This is a genomic window from Pseudomonas citri (genome assembly GCF_025336485.1).
In the GTDB taxonomy this organism is placed as follows: domain Bacteria; phylum Pseudomonadota; class Gammaproteobacteria; order Pseudomonadales; family Pseudomonadaceae; genus Aquipseudomonas; species Aquipseudomonas citri.
In genome coordinates this window covers 25,354-42,276 of record NZ_JAODAB010000017.1, presented here as the reverse complement: position 1 = coordinate 42,276, position 16,923 = coordinate 25,354, and the positions used below count along the sequence as shown (strand labels likewise).

At 59.5% G+C, this 16,923-nt stretch carries 19 protein-coding genes and 1 pseudogene; 7 read left to right on the top strand and 13 right to left on the bottom strand.

Annotated elements, in window-relative coordinates:
- Position 1 precedes the first annotated feature (1 nt).
- Positions 2 to 685 (top strand): lipoprotein-releasing ABC transporter ATP-binding protein LolD, encoded by a 684-nt coding sequence (gene lolD / locus N4Q37_RS18390; RefSeq protein ID WP_260960948.1) that lies wholly within the window; start codon positions 2 to 4, stop codon positions 683 to 685.
- Between the two features lie 63 nt (positions 686 to 748).
- Positions 749 to 1,993, top strand: coding sequence for a lipoprotein-releasing ABC transporter permease subunit (locus tag N4Q37_RS18385; protein WP_260960946.1), 1,245 nt, complete (start codon positions 749 to 751; stop codon positions 1,991 to 1,993).
- 104 nt (positions 1,994 to 2,097) lie between these two features.
- On the opposite strand, the gene N4Q37_RS18380 is transcribed toward N4Q37_RS18385, so the two are convergent.
- On the bottom strand, positions 2,098 to 3,450 hold the full coding sequence (locus N4Q37_RS18380; RefSeq protein ID WP_260960945.1) for a heavy metal sensor histidine kinase: 1,353 nt from the start codon (positions 3,448 to 3,450) through the stop codon (positions 2,098 to 2,100).
- A complete protein-coding gene (locus tag N4Q37_RS18375; protein ID WP_260960943.1) occupies positions 3,447 to 4,127 on the bottom strand; it encodes a heavy metal response regulator transcription factor in 681 nt (226 codons plus the stop codon). Before N4Q37_RS18375 ends, N4Q37_RS18380 begins: the two co-directional genes overlap by 4 nt.
- A gap of 157 nt (positions 4,128 to 4,284) precedes the next feature.
- Between N4Q37_RS18375 and N4Q37_RS18370 the strand changes: the two genes are divergently transcribed.
- Entirely contained in the window at positions 4,285 to 4,866 is a 582-nt protein-coding gene (locus tag N4Q37_RS18370) for a cupredoxin domain-containing protein (RefSeq protein WP_260960942.1), read from the top strand.
- A 61-nt stretch (positions 4,867 to 4,927) separates the two neighbouring features.
- Entirely contained in the window at positions 4,928 to 5,758 is an 831-nt protein-coding gene (gene queF / locus N4Q37_RS18365; protein ID WP_260960941.1) for an NADPH-dependent 7-cyano-7-deazaguanine reductase QueF, read from the top strand.
- Positions 5,759 to 5,852: 94 nt separating this feature from the next.
- Here queF and N4Q37_RS18360 read toward each other — a convergent pair whose 3' ends face one another.
- Both N4Q37_RS18360 and N4Q37_RS18355 read right to left on the bottom strand, forming a co-directional pair.
- Positions 5,853 to 6,119 carry a DUF4404 family protein gene (locus N4Q37_RS18360; RefSeq protein ID WP_260960940.1) on the bottom strand — a complete coding sequence of 89 codons (267 nt, stop codon included), beginning with the start codon at positions 6,117 to 6,119 and terminating at the stop codon, positions 5,853 to 5,855.
- A 109-nt stretch (positions 6,120 to 6,228) separates the two neighbouring features.
- Positions 6,229 to 6,849 (bottom strand): HAD family phosphatase, encoded by a 621-nt coding sequence (locus N4Q37_RS18355; RefSeq protein ID WP_260960939.1) that lies wholly within the window; start codon positions 6,847 to 6,849, stop codon positions 6,229 to 6,231.
- A gap of 201 nt (positions 6,850 to 7,050) precedes the next feature.
- Between N4Q37_RS18355 and N4Q37_RS18350 the strand changes: the two genes are divergently transcribed.
- From N4Q37_RS18350 to rssC, 3 genes are all read left to right on the top strand, one after another.
- Positions 7,051 to 7,740 (top strand): MlaA family lipoprotein, encoded by a 690-nt coding sequence (locus tag N4Q37_RS18350; protein WP_260960938.1) that lies wholly within the window; start codon positions 7,051 to 7,053, stop codon positions 7,738 to 7,740.
- A 336-nt stretch (positions 7,741 to 8,076) separates the two neighbouring features.
- Complete coding sequence (rssB, locus tag N4Q37_RS18345) at positions 8,077 to 9,258, top strand: two-component system response regulator RssB (protein WP_260960937.1); 1,182 nt, start codon at positions 8,077 to 8,079, stop codon at positions 9,256 to 9,258.
- The gene (gene rssC / locus N4Q37_RS18340) at positions 9,258 to 9,740 is read left to right on the top strand and encodes an anti-sigma factor antagonist RssC (RefSeq protein WP_260960936.1); all 483 of its coding nucleotides are present in this window, start codon (positions 9,258 to 9,260) and stop codon (positions 9,738 to 9,740) included. Before rssB ends, rssC begins: the two co-directional genes overlap by 1 nt.
- Before the next feature lie 119 nt (positions 9,741 to 9,859).
- On the opposite strand, the gene tal is transcribed toward rssC, so the two are convergent.
- The 9 genes and pseudogenes from tal to N4Q37_RS18295 form a co-directional block, all read right to left on the bottom strand.
- Positions 9,860 to 10,786 (bottom strand): transaldolase, encoded by a 927-nt coding sequence (gene tal / locus N4Q37_RS18335; protein WP_260960935.1) that lies wholly within the window; start codon positions 10,784 to 10,786, stop codon positions 9,860 to 9,862.
- A gap of 176 nt (positions 10,787 to 10,962) precedes the next feature.
- Positions 10,963 to 11,958, bottom strand: a complete 996-nt coding sequence (gene dusA, locus N4Q37_RS18330) for a tRNA dihydrouridine(20/20a) synthase DusA (protein WP_260960934.1) — start codon at positions 11,956 to 11,958, stop codon at positions 10,963 to 10,965.
- Between the two features lie 128 nt (positions 11,959 to 12,086).
- The gene (locus tag N4Q37_RS18325; protein ID WP_260960933.1) at positions 12,087 to 12,686 is read right to left on the bottom strand and encodes a putative adenosine monophosphate-protein transferase Fic; all 600 of its coding nucleotides are present in this window, start codon (positions 12,684 to 12,686) and stop codon (positions 12,087 to 12,089) included.
- Positions 12,686 to 12,856, bottom strand: a complete 171-nt coding sequence (locus N4Q37_RS18320) for a YhfG family protein (RefSeq protein ID WP_260960932.1) — start codon at positions 12,854 to 12,856, stop codon at positions 12,686 to 12,688. The genes N4Q37_RS18325 and N4Q37_RS18320 overlap by 1 nt, the downstream gene beginning before the upstream one ends.
- A gap of 164 nt (positions 12,857 to 13,020) precedes the next feature.
- Positions 13,021 to 13,206, bottom strand: a pseudogene (locus N4Q37_RS18315) (BrnA antitoxin family protein); the annotation flags it as partial.
- A gap of 241 nt (positions 13,207 to 13,447) precedes the next feature.
- Positions 13,448 to 14,194 carry an SDR family oxidoreductase gene (locus N4Q37_RS18310; RefSeq protein WP_260960931.1) on the bottom strand — a complete coding sequence of 249 codons (747 nt, stop codon included), beginning with the start codon at positions 14,192 to 14,194 and terminating at the stop codon, positions 13,448 to 13,450.
- A gap of 114 nt (positions 14,195 to 14,308) precedes the next feature.
- Complete coding sequence (locus N4Q37_RS18305) at positions 14,309 to 14,797, bottom strand: hypothetical protein (protein WP_260960930.1); 489 nt, start codon at positions 14,795 to 14,797, stop codon at positions 14,309 to 14,311.
- Between the two features lie 237 nt (positions 14,798 to 15,034).
- Positions 15,035 to 16,525, bottom strand: a complete 1,491-nt coding sequence (locus N4Q37_RS18300; protein WP_260960929.1) for a cytosine permease — start codon at positions 16,523 to 16,525, stop codon at positions 15,035 to 15,037.
- Positions 16,522 to 16,743 (bottom strand): hypothetical protein, encoded by a 222-nt coding sequence (locus N4Q37_RS18295; RefSeq protein WP_260960928.1) that lies wholly within the window; start codon positions 16,741 to 16,743, stop codon positions 16,522 to 16,524. Before N4Q37_RS18295 ends, N4Q37_RS18300 begins: the two co-directional genes overlap by 4 nt.
- Positions 16,744 to 16,923 lie beyond the last annotated feature (180 nt).

The window sequence follows — 16,923 nt, the reverse complement described above, 5'->3', positions numbered from 1 at the left end:
CATGAGTGAAAAAGCAATCTTGAGCTGCCGTAACCTGGGCAAATCCTACGAGGAAGGCCCGGAGTCGGTGGTGGTGTTGTCGGGCCTGCAACTGGAATTGCACCCTGGCGAGCGCGTGGCGATCGTCGGCACCTCGGGGTCGGGCAAGAGTACCTTGCTCAACCTGCTGGGCGGCCTCGATACGCCGACCGCCGGCAGTGTCTGGCTGGCGGGCGAGGAGCTCTCGGCGCTGAACGAGAAGGGCCGTGGCCTGCTGCGCAACCGTGCCCTGGGCTTCGTTTACCAGTTTCATCACTTGCTGCCCGAGTTCACCGCGCTAGAGAACGTTTGCATGCCGCTGTTGATTGGTCGCACGGCCATTCCAGAGGCTCGTCAGCGGGCCACGGCGTTGCTGGAGCGGGTAGGACTGGCGCATCGCCTGGAGCACAAGCCGGCCGAGTTGTCCGGTGGCGAGCGCCAGCGCGTGGCGATTGCCCGTGCCCTGGTCAACAAACCTGGCCTGGTGATGCTTGACGAGCCGACCGGTAACCTCGACTCCCATACCGCTCAAGGTATCCAGGACCTGATGCTCGAACTCAGTACGTCGATGCGTACCGCGTTCCTGGTGGTGACCCACGACATGAACCTGGCCCGCCAGATGGACCGCGTCCTGCACTTGCAGGAAGGTTGCCTGACGCCCATCTGACCGACCGAAACCCGGCGCTGGATGCCCGCGCCGGGTCTTTTATTTTCATACGGTGCCCCGCGAATGTTCAGACCGTTATCGATCTTTATCGGCACGCGCTATACCCGCGCCAAGCGGCGCAATCGCTTCGTCTCGTTCATCTCCATGACCTCGATGATCGGCCTCGCCCTGGGTGTGCTGGCGATGATCGTGGTGTTGTCGGTGATGAACGGCTTCCAGCGTGAAATGAGTTCGCGCATCCTCGGCATGGTGCCCCACGCCACAGTCGTCGGCGTCAACCCGATCGACGACTGGCAGCCGGTGGCCGCCGCCGCGCTGAAGAACCCCAAAGTGACCGCCGCCGTGCCGTTTACCGAAATGGAAGGCATGTTGAGCTATAAAGGCTCGATGCAGCCGATCCAGATCAGCGGTGTCGACCCGGCCCAGGAAGGCAAGGTGTCCATTGTCGCTCAACACATCGTCCAGGGTCGTCTCGACGCCTTGAAACCGGGCGAATTTGGCGTGGTGATCGGTGAAATCACCGCGCGCCGCTTCCGCTTGAATGTCGGCGATAAGCTGACCCTGATCGTGCCGGAGATCAGCAACGCACCTGGCGGCATCACGCCGCGGATGCAGCGGCTCAACGTGGTTGGCGTGTTCAAGGTCGGCGCCGAGCTGGATGGTTCCATGGCCCTGATTCACCTGGCCGACGCCGCGCAGATGCAGCATTGGCAGCCGAACCAGGTGCAAAGCGTGCGCCTGGCGGTGAAAGACCTGTACGCCGCGCCGAAGGTCTCCGGTGACATCGCCACGGGCCTCGGCGCCGGCTACAAGGCCGACGACTGGACCCACACCCAGGGTAGCCTGTTCAGCGCGATGAAAATGGAAAAAACCATGATCGGCCTGTTGCTGCTGATGATCGTGGCCGTGGCGGCGTTCAATATCATTGCCACGCTGATCATGGTGGTGAACGACAAGGGCGCGGACATCGCGATCCTGCGCACCATCGGCGCCACGCCGCGGCAGATCATGGCGATCTTCATGGTCCAGGGCACGGTGATCGGCATCGTCGGTACGCTCATCGGTGGTGTGCTGGGGGTGATCGCGGCGTTGAACGTCAGTGAGCTGGTGGGTTGGCTTGAGCGGGTCAGCGGCCAGCACATCTTCAGTTCTGACGTGTATTTCGTCAGCAACCTGCCGTCGGAGCTGCAGCGCGGCGATGTGGTGCTGATCTGCTCGGCCGGGTTCATCCTGAGTTTCCTCGCCACGGTCTATCCGGCGTGGCGCGCGGCGAAGACCGAGCCAGCGCAGGCGTTGCGGTATTCCTGATATGACACAGACCTCTGTGGCAGAAGGGCTTGCTGAAGACTCTTGCGGCGAGGGGACTTAGCGAAATGTCTGTGAGATAAGCTCGTTCGCCACAGGGGGGCGGCTTAATCCCCCTTTGGCAACTCGATCAGGAATCGCGTCCAACCGTCGGCTGATTCACAGCGGATCTGCCCGCCATGGGCGCGGATGATCGAGCGGGTGATGGCCAATCCCAGCCCGGCGTGTTCGCTGCTGCCTTCCCGGCGGGCCGGGTCGGCGCGGTAGAAGCGGTCGAACAGGCGCGGCAGCAAGGTTTCTGGAATGCCTTCGCCGCTGTTCTCCACGCTCACATCCAACCCCTGTGCCCCGTCGTTAATTCGCACCCGCACTTCGCCGCCGTCTGGCGTGAAGCGCAGGGCGTTGTCCAGCAAGTTGGACAGGGCCCGGCGCAGCATGTTGCGGTCGGCCTCGATGTGGCCGGCGCCTTCACGGTGCAAGTGAATCCCGGCGTCTTCGGCCAGCGGTGCAAAAAACTCCAGCAACACGTCCACTTCCTGCGCCAGTTCCAGCGGTTCGCGGTTGGGTGTCAGCAGGCCATGGTCGGCCTTGGCCAGGTACAGCATGTCGTTGACCAGTTGCGCCATCCATTGCAGCTCTTCGAGATTGCTGTGCAATGCCTCGCGATAATCCTCCAGCGAACGGTCGCGGGTGAGGGTGACCTGGGTGTGGGTCAGCAGGTTCGACAGCGGCGTGCGCAGTTCATGGGCGATGTCGGCCGAGAAGGCCGAGAGCCGTTGAAAGGCGTCGTCGAGACGTCCGAGCATGGCGTTGATGCTGTGGGCCAATTCCGCCAGTTCTGCAGGCATTTGCGCTTCGGGCAGGCGGGCGTTCAGCGAACGGGCCGAGACGTTGCCGGCGATGGCGCCCATGCGTCGCAAGGGGCGCAAGCCGCGTCGGGCAGCCCAGGCGCCGAGCAGGGCGGTGCCCAGGGCCGAGAGGCCGACGGTCAGCCAGATCAGGCGCTGCATGCGTTGCAGGAAGTGTTGATGGTGGGTGATGTCCAGCAGCAGCGTCAGTTGCGGTGAGTCCGGGCGATCGGGGTACAGCGGCGCGTTCAGCACGCGGTAATCGGTGTCGGCGTCGCTGATGGTCGACAGGCCAGGGCGCTCGGGCAGTTGCGCCGGAATCCGGACCGAGCTGTCATACCAACGCACGCCGTCGCTGCCTTTGATGCGCAGCGCCAGGTCGGCCTGGCGGCTCAGTTCATCTGCCAGGCGGCCCTGGGCCTGTTCGGCATCGAGGTCTTGCAGGGCGCGACGCAGACCGATCAGCTTGCCTTCCAGCAACTGTTGGTCGAGTTCGATGAAGTGCGTTTCACTGCCATGGCTGAACAGCACCCCGGCCACCAGCGACACCACCGCCGTGCAGGCGGCGAACAGCAGCGCCAACCGGCTGCTCAGGGACCATTGGCCTTTCACAGGCTGCGCTCTTCAAGCACGTAGCCCATACCGCGCACGGTATGGATGAGTTTGTTGGGGAAATCATCGTCAATCTTCAGCCGCAGGCGCCGGATCGCGACTTCGATGACGTTGGTGTCGCTGTCGAAATTCATGTCCCAGACCTGGGAGGCGATCAGCGACTTGGGCAGCACTTCGCCCTGGCGGCGCAGGAGCATTTCCAGCAAGGCGAACTCCTTGGCGGTGAGGTCGATGCGCCGGCCGCTGCGTTCGACGCGGCGGCGGATCAGGTCCAGGCGCAGGTCGGCCAGTTGCAGGCTGGTTTCCTGGGGCGTCGAGCTGCCCCTGCGCAACAGACTGCGTACCCGGGCCAGCAGTTCGGAAAAGGCGAAGGGCTTGACCAGGTAGTCGTCCGCGCCCAGCTCTAACCCGTGCACCCGATCCTGCACCGCATCCCGCGCGGTGAGGAACAGCACGGGCGTATCCAGGCCGGCGGTGCGGACCGCTTGCAGGATTTGCCAGCCGTCGCGCCCGGGCAACATCACGTCGAGGATCAGCAGGGCGTAGTCGCCGCTCAAGGCCATTTGCTGGCCGGTGACGCCATCAGCCACCAGGTCGGCGTTGAACCCGGCTTCGCCCAGGCCCTGGCGCAAGTATTGGCCGGTTTTGGTTTGGTCTTCGACGATCAGCAGTTTCATGGGCGGCTCAAGGCGTGGTTTGGACGTGGGCGTTATACCGTGGCCGGTGCGGCGCTGGCGCAACCTGACAAAGTTGTAATCGAACCGTCAGCCGACTGGCAGGCATACAAGGATAGAGTTTCCCACAAGCTGAATCTTATCCGCTTGGAGTATGGACATGTCGATGGGTAAACGTTTGATCCTGGCCGCTTGTGCGCTGGTCCTCAGTACGCCTTCCTGGGCATCGCCCGGTCATTTCGATTTCGGTGCGCCTGCCCCGGCCGCCAAGGCCAGTCGCAGCATCAATGTGGTGATGGGCGACATGACCTTCGACCCGGGCGCGCTGGATATCAAGGCCGGGGAAACCGTGCGGTTCGTGCTGATCAACAAAGGCCAACTGCTGCACGAGTTCAATCTGGGCAATGCGGCCATGCACGCCGAGCACCAGCAGGAAATGCTGAAGATGCAACAGAGCGGACAACTGACCCCGACTGCGATGAAGCAGGGAATGGGGCCTGGAGCCATGGATCATGACGCGATGGGCGCGGGCTCCGTGGATCATGCGGCCATGGGGCATGCCTCCAAGGATCAGGGGCACGCAGGCATGCGTCACGACGACCCCAACAGCGTGCTGGTGGAGCCGGGCAAGACCGCTGAGCTGACCTGGACCTTCACCAAGGCCACGCGCCTGGAGTTCGCCTGCAATGTGCCGGGTCATTACCAGGCCGGGATGAAGGGCGAGCTGACCGTCAGACAGTAAGCACTCAAAGGCTGCGGCAAAGACTGGTAGAATCCGCTGATTCTTCAGTCAGGTTTCCGTCATGCATCCCGCAGCCGAACATTCGCCGCTGGGTAAATCCAGCGAATACATCGCCACGTACACGCCGTCGTTGCTGTTTCCGATCCCACGCACCGCGAAATGGGCGGAGTTGGGGCTGACGGCCGAGACTCTGCCGTACAAGGGCGTGGACTTCTGGAACTGTTTCGAGCTGTCGTGGCTGCTGCCTTCCGGCAAACCGGTGGTGGCCATCGGCGAATTCGCAATCCCGGCGGACTCGCCGAATATCATCGAATCCAAGTCCTTCAAGCTGTACCTCAACTCCTTGAACCAGACCCCGTTCGCCGATACCGCGAGCCTGGAGGCGGTCTTGCGCCAGGATCTGTCGGCGGCCGCCGGCAAGGCAGTGGGTGTGCGGATCCGCAACCTCAAGGACGTGGAGCGTGAAGGTGTTGTGGCGTTGCCGGGTATCTGCATCGACGACCTGGACATCCGCGTCGATTCCTACGAGCATCCGCGCCCGGAACTGCTGCGTTGCGATGATTCGCGCATCGTCGAGGAAAGCCTGCACAGCCATCTGCTCAAGTCCAATTGCCCGGTGACCAGCCAGCCGGACTGGGGCAGTGTGGCAGTGGAGTATCGCGGCGCGGCCCTGGACCACGTCAGCCTGCTGGCCTACATCGTCAGCTTCCGCCAGCATTCGGATTTTCACGAGCAATGCGTTGAGCGGATCTTTCTCGACCTGCAGCGCTTGCTCAAGCCGGAGAAGTTGACGGTGTATGCGCGTTATGTGCGTCGGGGGGGGCTGGACATCAACCCGTATCGCAGCACCGAAGCGGTGCAGTTGCCGAACCATCGCCTGGTTCGTCAATGATCCCTTTCTCAGGGGATTGCATTTCAAATTGAAGATCAAAAGCCCCGATAGCGGGGCTTTTTGATGTCTGGCCGTTAGGCTTTTCGTATAGAGCCTAGATTCCCATGCTGCCCAAGGCTTGCACGATATTGCGCAGTGTCACGGCAATGGTTGGGTGGTCTACTTCGAAGCGCTCCACAGCCAGGTTCACGCCGTCGACCAGGTTGGTGTCCTGTAGCTGGTCTTCCAGTTGGATCTCAGCCTCGAGTTGAGTCATCAGTTGACGCAGGTTCTCGCGTTCCGGCTCAGACAGCGGCGGATTCTTGTCCAATTGCTCGCGCAGGGTGTCGAGTTGTGCTTGCAGTTCGCGGCGGGCAGGCATGGGCGTACTCCCTTCAGTAATAGGCACAGCCATGGACCGCGACGCCGGGTCAAAAATCCATGGCTTGCCTTAAGAGTAATCCACCCTTACGCAGCCTGCATGATCCCGGTCATGGCTTCTCGCCTTTGAGGCGGCGCAGGCGGATGTCGGCCAGGCAGGTGTCGAGTTCGCTCAGGTGATCGATCACCGAATGCACCCCCAGGCCGAACAATTGCACGGTGGCCTTGGCGCGCTTGATGTCCCGCTGCTGTTGGCTCAGCGCCTGCCACTGGGCCGGCGCCAGGCCGCACAGTGAGCCGCAGGAGGCCAATCCGATGGTCCACAAACCGGCGTTGAGCCCCGATTGCAGCAAACGAGGTTCGCCACTGACCAGTACACAGCCGTCCAGTTGCTGGACGTCCAGTGTCATCAGCGCTTGCCAGCAGGCATGAGGCGCCGGCCAAGAATAATTTGTTGCAGGAAGTTGCGGCGGTTTGATCCAACTGGGCAGCGACGCCGCCAGGCCATGGCTTATGGCGGGCGGCAGTTCGTCCAGCCAGGCGCAGGGAACCCCTTCAAGCTGCAAACGATGCAGGCTGTCCAAGGCCCCGGGCGTCGGTTGCGCAGGATTATCCGGCGCTGTTCCCGGCTGGCGGACGCATGCCCCGAAGTCTACCAGGCACCCGCTAAGGCCAAACAACACGGCCGTCAGGCTGGGAACGGGGAGGGGCAGGGTTTCGGCGCGGGGCATGGGAACGTCCTTGAAATAACCCGCAGCCTAGCGTGCGCCGATGACAGCCCGGTGACAGCGAAATGAAGGTGTCGCCCGAAGAAACGTCCTATAAGGTCGTTTATTTTTCGGTGCTGCCTATCCATGCGTTCCGCTTTATACTACGCACCTTATCGCCCGGGCCCGGCGCCCTTGCCTGAATAATCCAAGGAGTTTTCCCTTATGCGCTGGAGCCATCGTCTAGCTCAGCTGTGTCTTTCCGCCAGCGTCCTGGTGGTTCCGTTCGCTGCCCAGGCCGCCACGGAGGATGACCCTTGGGAGAGCTTCAACCGTCCGATCTTCACCTTCAACGACACCCTCGATACCTATGCGCTCAAGCCGCTGGCCAAGGGTTACCAGTACGTAACGCCGCAATTCCTTGAAGATGGCATCCACAACATGTTCCGCAACATCGGCGATGTGGGCAACCTGGCCAACGATGTGCTGCAAGCCAAGCCGGCCGCCGCCGGCGTCGACACGGCCCGGTTGATCTTCAACACCACGTTCGGCCTGCTGGGTTTCTTCGATGTGGGCACCAAGATGGGCTTGCAGCGTAACGATGAAGATTTCGGCCAGACCCTGGGCTATTGGGGCCTGGGCAGCGGTCCTTACGTGGTGCTGCCATTGTTGGGCCCAAGCACCTTGCGCGATGCGCCGGCCAAGGTCGTCGACAACTACACCGGCCCCTATCCTTACATCGACAACGTCTCGGTGCGTAACTCGATTTTCGGCCTGAACGTCATCGATACCCGCGCCAGCCTGCTGTCTGCAGAGAAGCTGGTGAGCGGCGACAAGTATGTGTTCATCCGCAATGCGTTCCTGCAGAACCGCGAGTTCAAGGTCAAGGACGGTCAGGTCGAAGACGACTTCTGATTTTCGATGTATTGAGTCAGGAAGGCGGCCATGAAGGTCGCCTTTTTGTGATGGAACCGGCGATTTATCCTTCCATTGGGTTACGCCCCGCTCGGTTCTTATAACTCTCTGTACTTTGACAAATTGAAGACCGCAGCGGCTATCCGCATGAGCTTGAAACGCCTGGCGGATGGGAGTACCGTCTGCGCCTTAGAAGGGCACCTCTGATGTAATTGCGTGCAAGGCAAAGGCCTGCAGCCGCTACGACAGAGAGGCTAGAAAGCGAATCCAGTAGTGCGTGCCAGGCTCGACGGCCCCGCCCGCTACGCCAACCTAATTCTGGCGCCGTTTGCCCACATGCCAAAAACCAGTGCCACGCTGCTGATAATCGATGATGACGAAGTGGTGCGAGCCAGTCTCGCAGCCTACTTGGAAGACAGTGGTTTCAGCGTCCTGCAGGCCAGCAATGGCCAACAGGGTCTTCAGGTATTCGAGCAGGAAAAGCCCGACCTGGTCATCTGCGACCTGCGTATGCCGCAGATGGGCGGACTTGAACTCATTCGCCAGGTCACCGAGATCTCCTCGCAGACCCCCGTCATCGTGGTTTCCGGCGCTGGCGTGATGAATGACGCCGTCGAGGCCTTGCGCCTGGGCGCGGCGGACTACCTGATCAAGCCCCTCGAAGACCTGGCCGTGCTCGAGCACTCCGTGCGCCGGGCGCTGGACCGTTCGCGCCTGTTGGTGGAAAACCAGCGTTACCGCGAAAAGCTGGAAACCGCCAATCGTGAGCTCGAAGCCAGCCTGAACCTGTTGCAGGAAGACCAGAACGCCGGACGCCAGGTGCAGATGAACATGCTGCCGGTCAGTCCGTGGACGGCTGATGGCTTTCGATTTGCCCATCAGATCATCCCGTCGTTGTACCTGTCGGGGGATTTTGTCGACTATTTCCGGGTGGATGAGCGCCGGGTCGCGTTCTACCTGGCGGACGTTTCCGGTCACGGCGCGTCGTCGGCATTCGTCACGGTGCTGTTGAAGTTCATGACCACGCGCCTGTTGTTCGAATCCAAGCGCAACGGCACCTTGCCAGAGTTCAAGCCTTCGGAGGTCCTGGGGCATATCAACCGGGGCCTGATCAGTTGTAAGCTGGGTAAACACGTCACCATGGTCGGTGGGGTCATCGACGAGGAGAGCGGTTTGTTGACCTATAGCATCGGCGGCCACCTGCCTTTGCCTGTGTTGTATACACCAGACAGCGTTCGTTACCTGGAAGGGCGTGGTTTGCCGGTGGGCCTGTTCAATGAGGCCGCCTACGAAGATCACGTGCTGGAATTGCCACCGACGTTCAGCCTGACGCTGATGTCTGATGGCATTTTGGACCTTTTGACAGAACCTACACTCAAAGAGAAAGAGGCGGCCTTACCTGAGCGGGTGAGTGCGGCGGGCGGCAGCCTGGAAGGCTTGCGCCAAGTGTTTGGATTAGCCACGCTAGGGGAGATGCCGGATGATATCGCCCTATTGGTGTTGAGCAGGAATCTTTGATGAGTACCGGTAGAATCCAGTTCGCCGAGCAGGACGGCACATTTGTCCTGAAGTTTATCGGTGAAGTTCGCCTGACCCTGTGTTCGGCGTTGGATGCGACTATTGAGCGGATCTTCACCGCACTGAACTTCAGTGCCATCGTGATCGACCTGACCGAAACCCGCAGCATCGACAGCACCACCCTGGGCCTGCTGGCCAAACTGTCGATCCTGTCGCGGCAAAAGGTCGGCCTGTTGCCGACCGTCGTCACCACCCACAGCGACATCACCCGTCTTCTGCAATCGATGGGCTTCGACCAGGTGTTCAACATTGTGGGCGATCCCGTGCCTTGCCCCGAATGCCTGGACGACTTGCCTGATCAGGATCAGTCGGAAGAAGAAGTACGGATCAAAGTGCTCGAAGCCCACAAGATCCTCATGGGGCTCAATGAGTCGAATCGTGAAGCTTTCCATGACCTGGTGAATGCGCTGGAGCGGCCTTGAGTCCTGAGCTTGCATAGCCCTTGAGGCTATCTCGAGCAGGCAAAATCCCCCTGTTTCCCCGTGCATAAAAAAGGGCGACCCCATCAAGGTTCGCCCTTCTCGTATACCGCTGAATCAGCTCAAAGCTTGGCTTGCAGCAACGCCTCCAGTTTTTCCTGGTCCCGAGCGAATTGACGAATACCTTCCGCCAGTTTCTCGGTGGCCATGGCGTCTTCGTTGGACAACCAGCGGAACTGTGCTTCATTGAGGCTCAGGCGCGCTTCCCCGGTTTGCCCCGGTGTGAGTTTGCGCACCAGCTTGCCTTCGTCGGCCGCCAGCTTCTCCAGCAATTCCGGGCTGACGGTCAAGCGATCGCAACCGGCCAATTGCTCGATCTGGTTGAGATTGCGGAAGCTCGCGCCCATGACCACGGTCTTGTAGTCATTGGCTTTGTAATAGTTGTAGATGCGGGTTACCGACTGTACGCCCGGATCATCCGCGCCGGTGTAATCGTTGCCATTGGCTTTTTTGTACCAGTCGTAGATACGGCCCACGAACGGCGAAATCAGGAACACCCCGGCATCGGCGCAGGCTGCGGCCTGGGCAAAGGAGAACAGCAGGGTCAGGTTGCACTGAATGCCTTCGCGCTCCAGTTGCTCGGCGGCACGGATGCCTTCCCAGGTGGAAGCGATCTTGATCAGGACGCGATCACGGCCAACACCGGCCTTGTCGTACAGATCGATCAAGCGATGGGCGCGTTTCAACATGGCGTCGGTGTCGAATGACAGACGGGCATCCACTTCAGTGGAAATGCGCCCCGGAATCACCTTCAGAATCTCTTGCCCGACGGCCACGCCGAAACGGTCGCTGGCCAGGCCCACATCGCCCTTGCAATCCGCCACGCAGGCGTTCAGTTGCTCGGCGTAACCCGCCAGGGCCGAGGCCTTGAGCAGCAGGGAAGGGTTGGTGGTCGCGTCTACGGGTTTGATGCGGGCGATGGCGTCGAAGTCGCCGGTATCGGCCACTACGGTCGTGAATTGCTTGAGTTGTTCCAGCTTGGAAGTCATGAGTGTGCTCTGTCCTATGGGTCTGTTGACATTACCCGAGGGCCGGCAGCCACTCAAGGGCGTGAAGAAGGATCGAAGGTCCCGGTGGCAACAACCTGGAAACGGCTGTTTGAAAGGCCGGGCGGTATCGGTAGATACGATGCCAAAACAGCGCGCGGGTTCAAAGCAAGTGACAGTCAGCGCCCTTCCAGCAACTCCCCAGCCTGATCCAGTAACGCCAACGGGTCCTTGGTCTTGTGGATGTCCACCGACAACAACTGCCTGAACCGCCGCGCCCCCGGAAAACCGGTACCCAGGCCCAGCACATGGCGGGTGATGTGATGCATCGCGCCACCGGCGGCCAGGTGATCGGCGATGTAAGGTCGCAACTGCGCCAGCGCCTCGGCCCGGCTGATGATCGGCGCGGTGCTGCCGAACAGTTGTTGATCCACCTCGGCCAGCAGATACGGGTTGTGATAAGCCTCGCGCCCCAGCATCACGCCGTCGAAGGTTTGCAGGTGTTCATGGCACGCTTCCAGCGTCTTGATCCCGCCGTTGAGCACGATCTCCAGCTCCGGGAAGTCCGCCTTCAAGCGCGCGACCACGTCATAGCGCAGCGGCGGGATGTCGCGATTCTCCTTCGGCGACAACCCCTCCAGAATCGCAATCCGCGCATGCACGGTAAAACTCGTGCACCCAGCGTCACGGACCGTCCCCACGAACTCGCACAACTGCTCGTAGCTGTCCCGCCCATTGATCCCGATCCGATGCTTGACTGTCACCGGAATCGACACCGCATCGCGCATCGCCTTCACACAATCGGCCACCAGCCCTGGATGCCCCATCAGGCAGGCGCCGATCATGTTGTTCTGCACCCGGTCGCTGGGGCAGCCCACGTTGAGGTTGACTTCGTCATAGCCATGCTCCTGAGCCATGCGCGTGCACGCAGCCAGGTCAGCCGGCACACTACCGCCCAGTTGCAGGGCCAGCGGGTGCTCGGACGGGTGATGACGCAGGAAACGTTCGTGGTCGCCGTTGAGCAATGCGCCGGTGGTGACCATTTCGGTGTAGAGCAGGGCGTGCTTGGAGAGGATGCGTAGGAAGAAGCGGCAGTGGTGGTCGGTCCAATCCATCATCGGCGCCACGCTGAAGCGGCGGGAGATGGGTTGTGGCGGATTTTTTTGTAAAGACATGGAGGGTCTGGATGCAAATTGCGGGGATACGCAGTTTATCAGGTATGGGTTGGCATGCGTTGGGCTGATCTCGCCCTGTGTTTCGAAGTAAACCGGTGGTTAAGGTTCGTGGGGGTGGAATCGCACGGTCAACTTTGAATCGCCTGCCCAATGCACTTCTCAAAAACCTGCTCCATAGGCCCCATGACGCAGTTGTAAGCCGCTATATTGGCAAGAATCCACTCGTCCTTCTCAATCCCCCACCAACTGATCTCAAATCCCGCGTTCATGATCAGGTGTTCAAAGAGAATGCGCTGGGCGCGACCGTTGCCTTCGCGGAAGGGGTGTATGACGTTGATGTCGGAATAGGCTTCGGCAACGGCAATGATCAGCTCTGCCCGGTCCATCCCTTCGAACCAGTTGGCCGCCGCCATGGAGGCGAAGACCTTGCTGGCCTCTTTCTCCATGTACTCGGGTTGGCAGAAGCGCGTGGCTTGTTTGGACATGCCCACGGTTCGCAGTTCTCCGGCCCATTCGAACAGGTCCGAGAACAGCATCCGATGAATGTTTTGCAGATAAGCCAGGCTGTAGGGAGGAGGGGTGAATTCGACGTGGTCTGCCGCGATGGCCGAGAGTTGTTGTTCGGCTTCGCTTAGGGTCGGTTCGTCACGGATATCGAGTTTGTTGCGAAGGACCGTGGAGCCGGGGTAGCAATAGGCGTCTTCGCCGACTCCATACTTGTCAGGCATCAGCGGCAGGTCTTGGCAAACGCCTTCAAGACCTCTTCACGCGTCGGCATTTTGCACTCGCCATCCGCCAGGGTCATCTTGAAGCCTTCCAGGCGCAGGCTGGCGGCGTAGTTGGACCGACGTGTCCGGGCGGCGTAGGCCTTTTTGGTTTCAAGGCTGATATTGCCCATGGGGGCTGGACCTCAAGTCGCGCTGGGTGGGTTTGCGGATTATAGCCCATCGTGTAGGCATGGCCTATTTCGTGGCCGGAATATACGGTCCTTCACGTTAGAGTGGGTTATACCAGCTACGCTGCGTTTGACCGTTTGGGGGGCACTTTTTAGCTGCCGTGTCATTCAGATATCAGGGCCTGGCGCAGCAGATCGTTGATGATGGCTTGATATCCGGTACCCGCGCTTTCGGCGTGCTCACGAACAGACTTGATTACGTCGTCATCAAGCATGATGGTGATGCAGGTTTTGCCTTTTCTGCTTGAAATCGGGCCACGCTTGGCTGTGCTGAAGTCGTACTCTTGCTTCATAGGTCAATCCCCAGGTGTTACGTAGTTTCATTTTTGAAGCTATTGTTGTGCTGTTGGTTGGGGCTCACCATACGTTGGAATCTTCGACCTTGCCAAAGCGCAGAGCACTTATTGGTTTCGGGATTTGAATCAGCGCGCCGCTGGTGAAGGTACGCCGGAACTGACTGAGTGTTGCCAGCTTTCCAGCAGCGCTATCCGGACATACGAAGGAAGCTCTGACTGGGAGGAGAATGCCATCCGCTCATTGCGCAAGAAATCCGCCATCGATGACAAACTCCGCGCCAGTCGCAAAACGTGACTCATCTGAAGCCAGGAAGAGAGCCATGTTCGCGATGTCGATTGCTTCTCCCAGAAAGCCGATAGGGTGCAGTCTGCGCAATCGTTCCAGTTCGACAGGGTCGTTGCCTACCATTGGTGTGGTGATGTATCCAGGATGGATGCTGTTGACTCGGATTCGATAGCCTTGGCGTCCGGCATGCAGTGCCGCGGATTTGGTGAGGTTGCGAATGGCTCCTTTTCCGGCACAGTAGGCCGCATATTCAGGATGACCCACGATGCCTTCGATCGAAGACAGGTTGATGATCGATCCGCCTCTTTCCCGTAAATATCTGAACGCCAGTTTCATGCCAAGGAAAGTCCCATGAAGGTTGACCGACAGTTCCTTGTTCCAATCATTGAAACTCATGGTTTCCACGTTGCCGGCTACTGCTATGCCGGCGCTGTTCATGACGATATCGACGCTACCGAATTGCGCCAACGCTGCTGTAAACGCTGCATCCCACTGACCTTCATCCCGAACGTCCAGGCGACAGAACAGTGCTGTGGCTCCTGAGGCCCGAATCGTTTCCAGCACAGATCCGGCTTTTGTCTCGTCGATGTCACAAATGATGATCCCGGCGCCTTCATCTGCGAATCGAATGGCACTGGCCGCGCCGATGCCAGACGCGGCGCCGGAAATCAGCGCCACTTTTCCTCCAAGTCTTTTCATTTTCACTTCCTCAGCACCGTATGGATGAACTGAGGCAACCTTACCTGGCCGAGATTTTTGCGCCCTAGCCAATATCGGCAATGGAAGTGTCAAGGCGCGGGCGGAGAGGCGGGTTTAACGTTTCATGGCCAGTTTGGCGGCTTGTTGTGCCTGGGCAGCAGACAGGGTTCCGTTCTTGGTCAGTTTTTCCAGGGCGGCGCTCGCTGTCACCAGGCTGGCGGTGAGTGTCGAGAGTGTCGCTTGCAGCGCGCCGACTTTCGCCTGCTTGGTTTCCGGGGACATGCTTTGATCAGCCATGAGTGCCTGCATTTCTGACTGCTTTTCTTCGATCTTCTGCTTCAACTCCCGAATCATTTTCAGGATCTTCTGCGCCTGGTCAGGCAACCCACTTTCTTCAATGTCTTTGTTGGTATTGGTGGCGCGTTCATTCGCGGCTTTTTGAAGTCCGACACCGGACAGCGATACTTTTACCCCCTCAACCTGTGTACCGGTAGACGATTTTTCCGCAGGCGCCTGCGCCACTTCATCCATCGACTTCTTGGGTTCTACGCTGATTGTGGAGAGTGGCTGGACACCGGAGAGCTGGGCATTGAGGGTAATCATGTTTAATCCTTGGAGGATGGAATATTCGAACGTTATCGGCGTGTTCTTTAATATGCTCAGGTTTTTGCCGGGAAAGAATTGTTAAAAGCTGTAATTCTCAAAGGGCATTTTTAATGGAGAGTGAACGAAATCTGGGAACCGAGGGCGTAGGGGGAGGGGGCTGTCCTCCTTGATGCCTGAGCCTGGCCGCCCAAGGCGGGGTGCGTGACGCGCCCCCCCCCCGATGTCTCTGGACCGTCAGAGGCTGACTCTCAAGGCTCCAGGCTTTGGCTGGGAATCCAGTGTCGGTTGGCTCAAGACAAGAGTGCGTGCGTAATGACCTTTGTCAAGAGGAACCAGGATCATACGGGCCGCCAGATAATACGCCAGTCCGGAAATGGCAATCACCGGTATGGAGGCGCCGAAGTATCGGAAAGATTCACTCATCGCCACGGTTACGGGGTTATACATGGCGAGGTATCCCGCTACTGCACCGATGCTGATAACCACGGCCGTCCAGTTGACCCCGCCCCAATAGGCGTAATGACTGTTGTGAGTGGCAAACAGACTGGGTGCGTCGAGCTGTTCACGTCTCAATATGAAATAGTCCACCAGGGTAATGCCCGAGATGCCCACGAACATCACGCCGTTATAGGACAACCAGCTCATCACGTTGGATAACAACCATTCGGTTTCGAACGCGAAGTACAGGCCTGGCAACAGCAATAAGGCGAGAAGCAACTCCCACCTCAAGCGTGCGAAGAACTTCACTTGCTGGATCGAGACTCCCGCCAGATAGATCATCACTACCATGGTGGCGATATTCGCAGTCAGCACGATGGTCATTATGATCGAGCCGAATATCGGCCCACCCACGGCGATCATCCAGATTGTCGGATCATAGGTGCCGGCGCTGATGGCGGCGAGGGCGGCGACAGTGGAAACAAACGCGGCACCGAGAATGCCTACGCCGATAATGGACGGCCCCATGACATGATTCTTATGTTTGACCAGACGAGTAAGGCCGCCCATGACTGGCCACCAGGTCATGGCGTTGGAGACGCCAAACTCAACGGCCAGCGCCAGCCCCTGGACGGGATCGTGGGAGAGCATCTGGTCGGCTGGTAGCTGGTTGTGCCACAGGTTTTCCAGACCGAATCTATGCACGAGGATGCCGAACATCACCAAGGTGATCAGCATGTGCAAAGGCCCGATAAAACCGTTGAGGCGTTCGAACAGCTTCGGACCCTTGCTCGCGATTATCCAGACCAGGAGTAGCGCCGCCAGCGCGACGCCAATCACCAGGTGCTCATGGGAATCCCCTGTTACCTGGCTGCCGGTGATGGTGGCCGCTACGTTCGCGGCACCTCTGGCAGTAAGCGCTTCCACCACGTAGGACCAACCGATCAACGTGGCCAGCAGCCCGAACAGCGGAATGACGATGCCGCGGTAGCCGAACGAAGGTTTGGCGGTGTCGATGGGGTCGGTGCCGTATTTGAAACTCGGGACGCCGGAGGCCAGCGACACCAACGCCATGCCGATGATCAGACCGATGGTGTAGCCCATCACCCCCAGTCGCCAATCGCCTACGAACGGCAGGTAACTGCCGATCAGGAAGGCCCAGGTCGCCGCGCTGAATGCGCAGCATGTCCACAGGAAGGATCCGTAAGTCTTATAGACCCGACTGCCGGCCAGAACGGGCAATCGACCCGCCAGGGCTTCTTGTTCGACGTTGTTTGAACTGTTCATGCGTTTGCTCCTACAGCCAGCAAGGTACCGACCCACAAGGCAGCACCGAAGAGGATCCACAAAGACGCCTCTCTAACCAGCGATGCTCCACTGCTCCAGCATTCGGAGGAAGTGTGTTCGGCCTGGTTCAGGGCCTCCAGTTGTTTCAACAGATCCATGTTCAAGCTCGCGCTTGTACTCATCATCCCCGTGCTGTGTTCAACGTCGGCTTTGCTCATGTCGTTGCTCTCTGGACGAGTTCTTGCGATGCGTCCGCTTTGTTGTTCTGGAAAAATATTATGGCGACGGTAATCAATGTTTGCGGACGTTGCCGGTTAATGTATCCAGCACCGCCCTAAGTTCCAGCCTACGCCGAGCCGCTGTTACCCCTTATCCATTTTTGGCAATCGATAACGGCG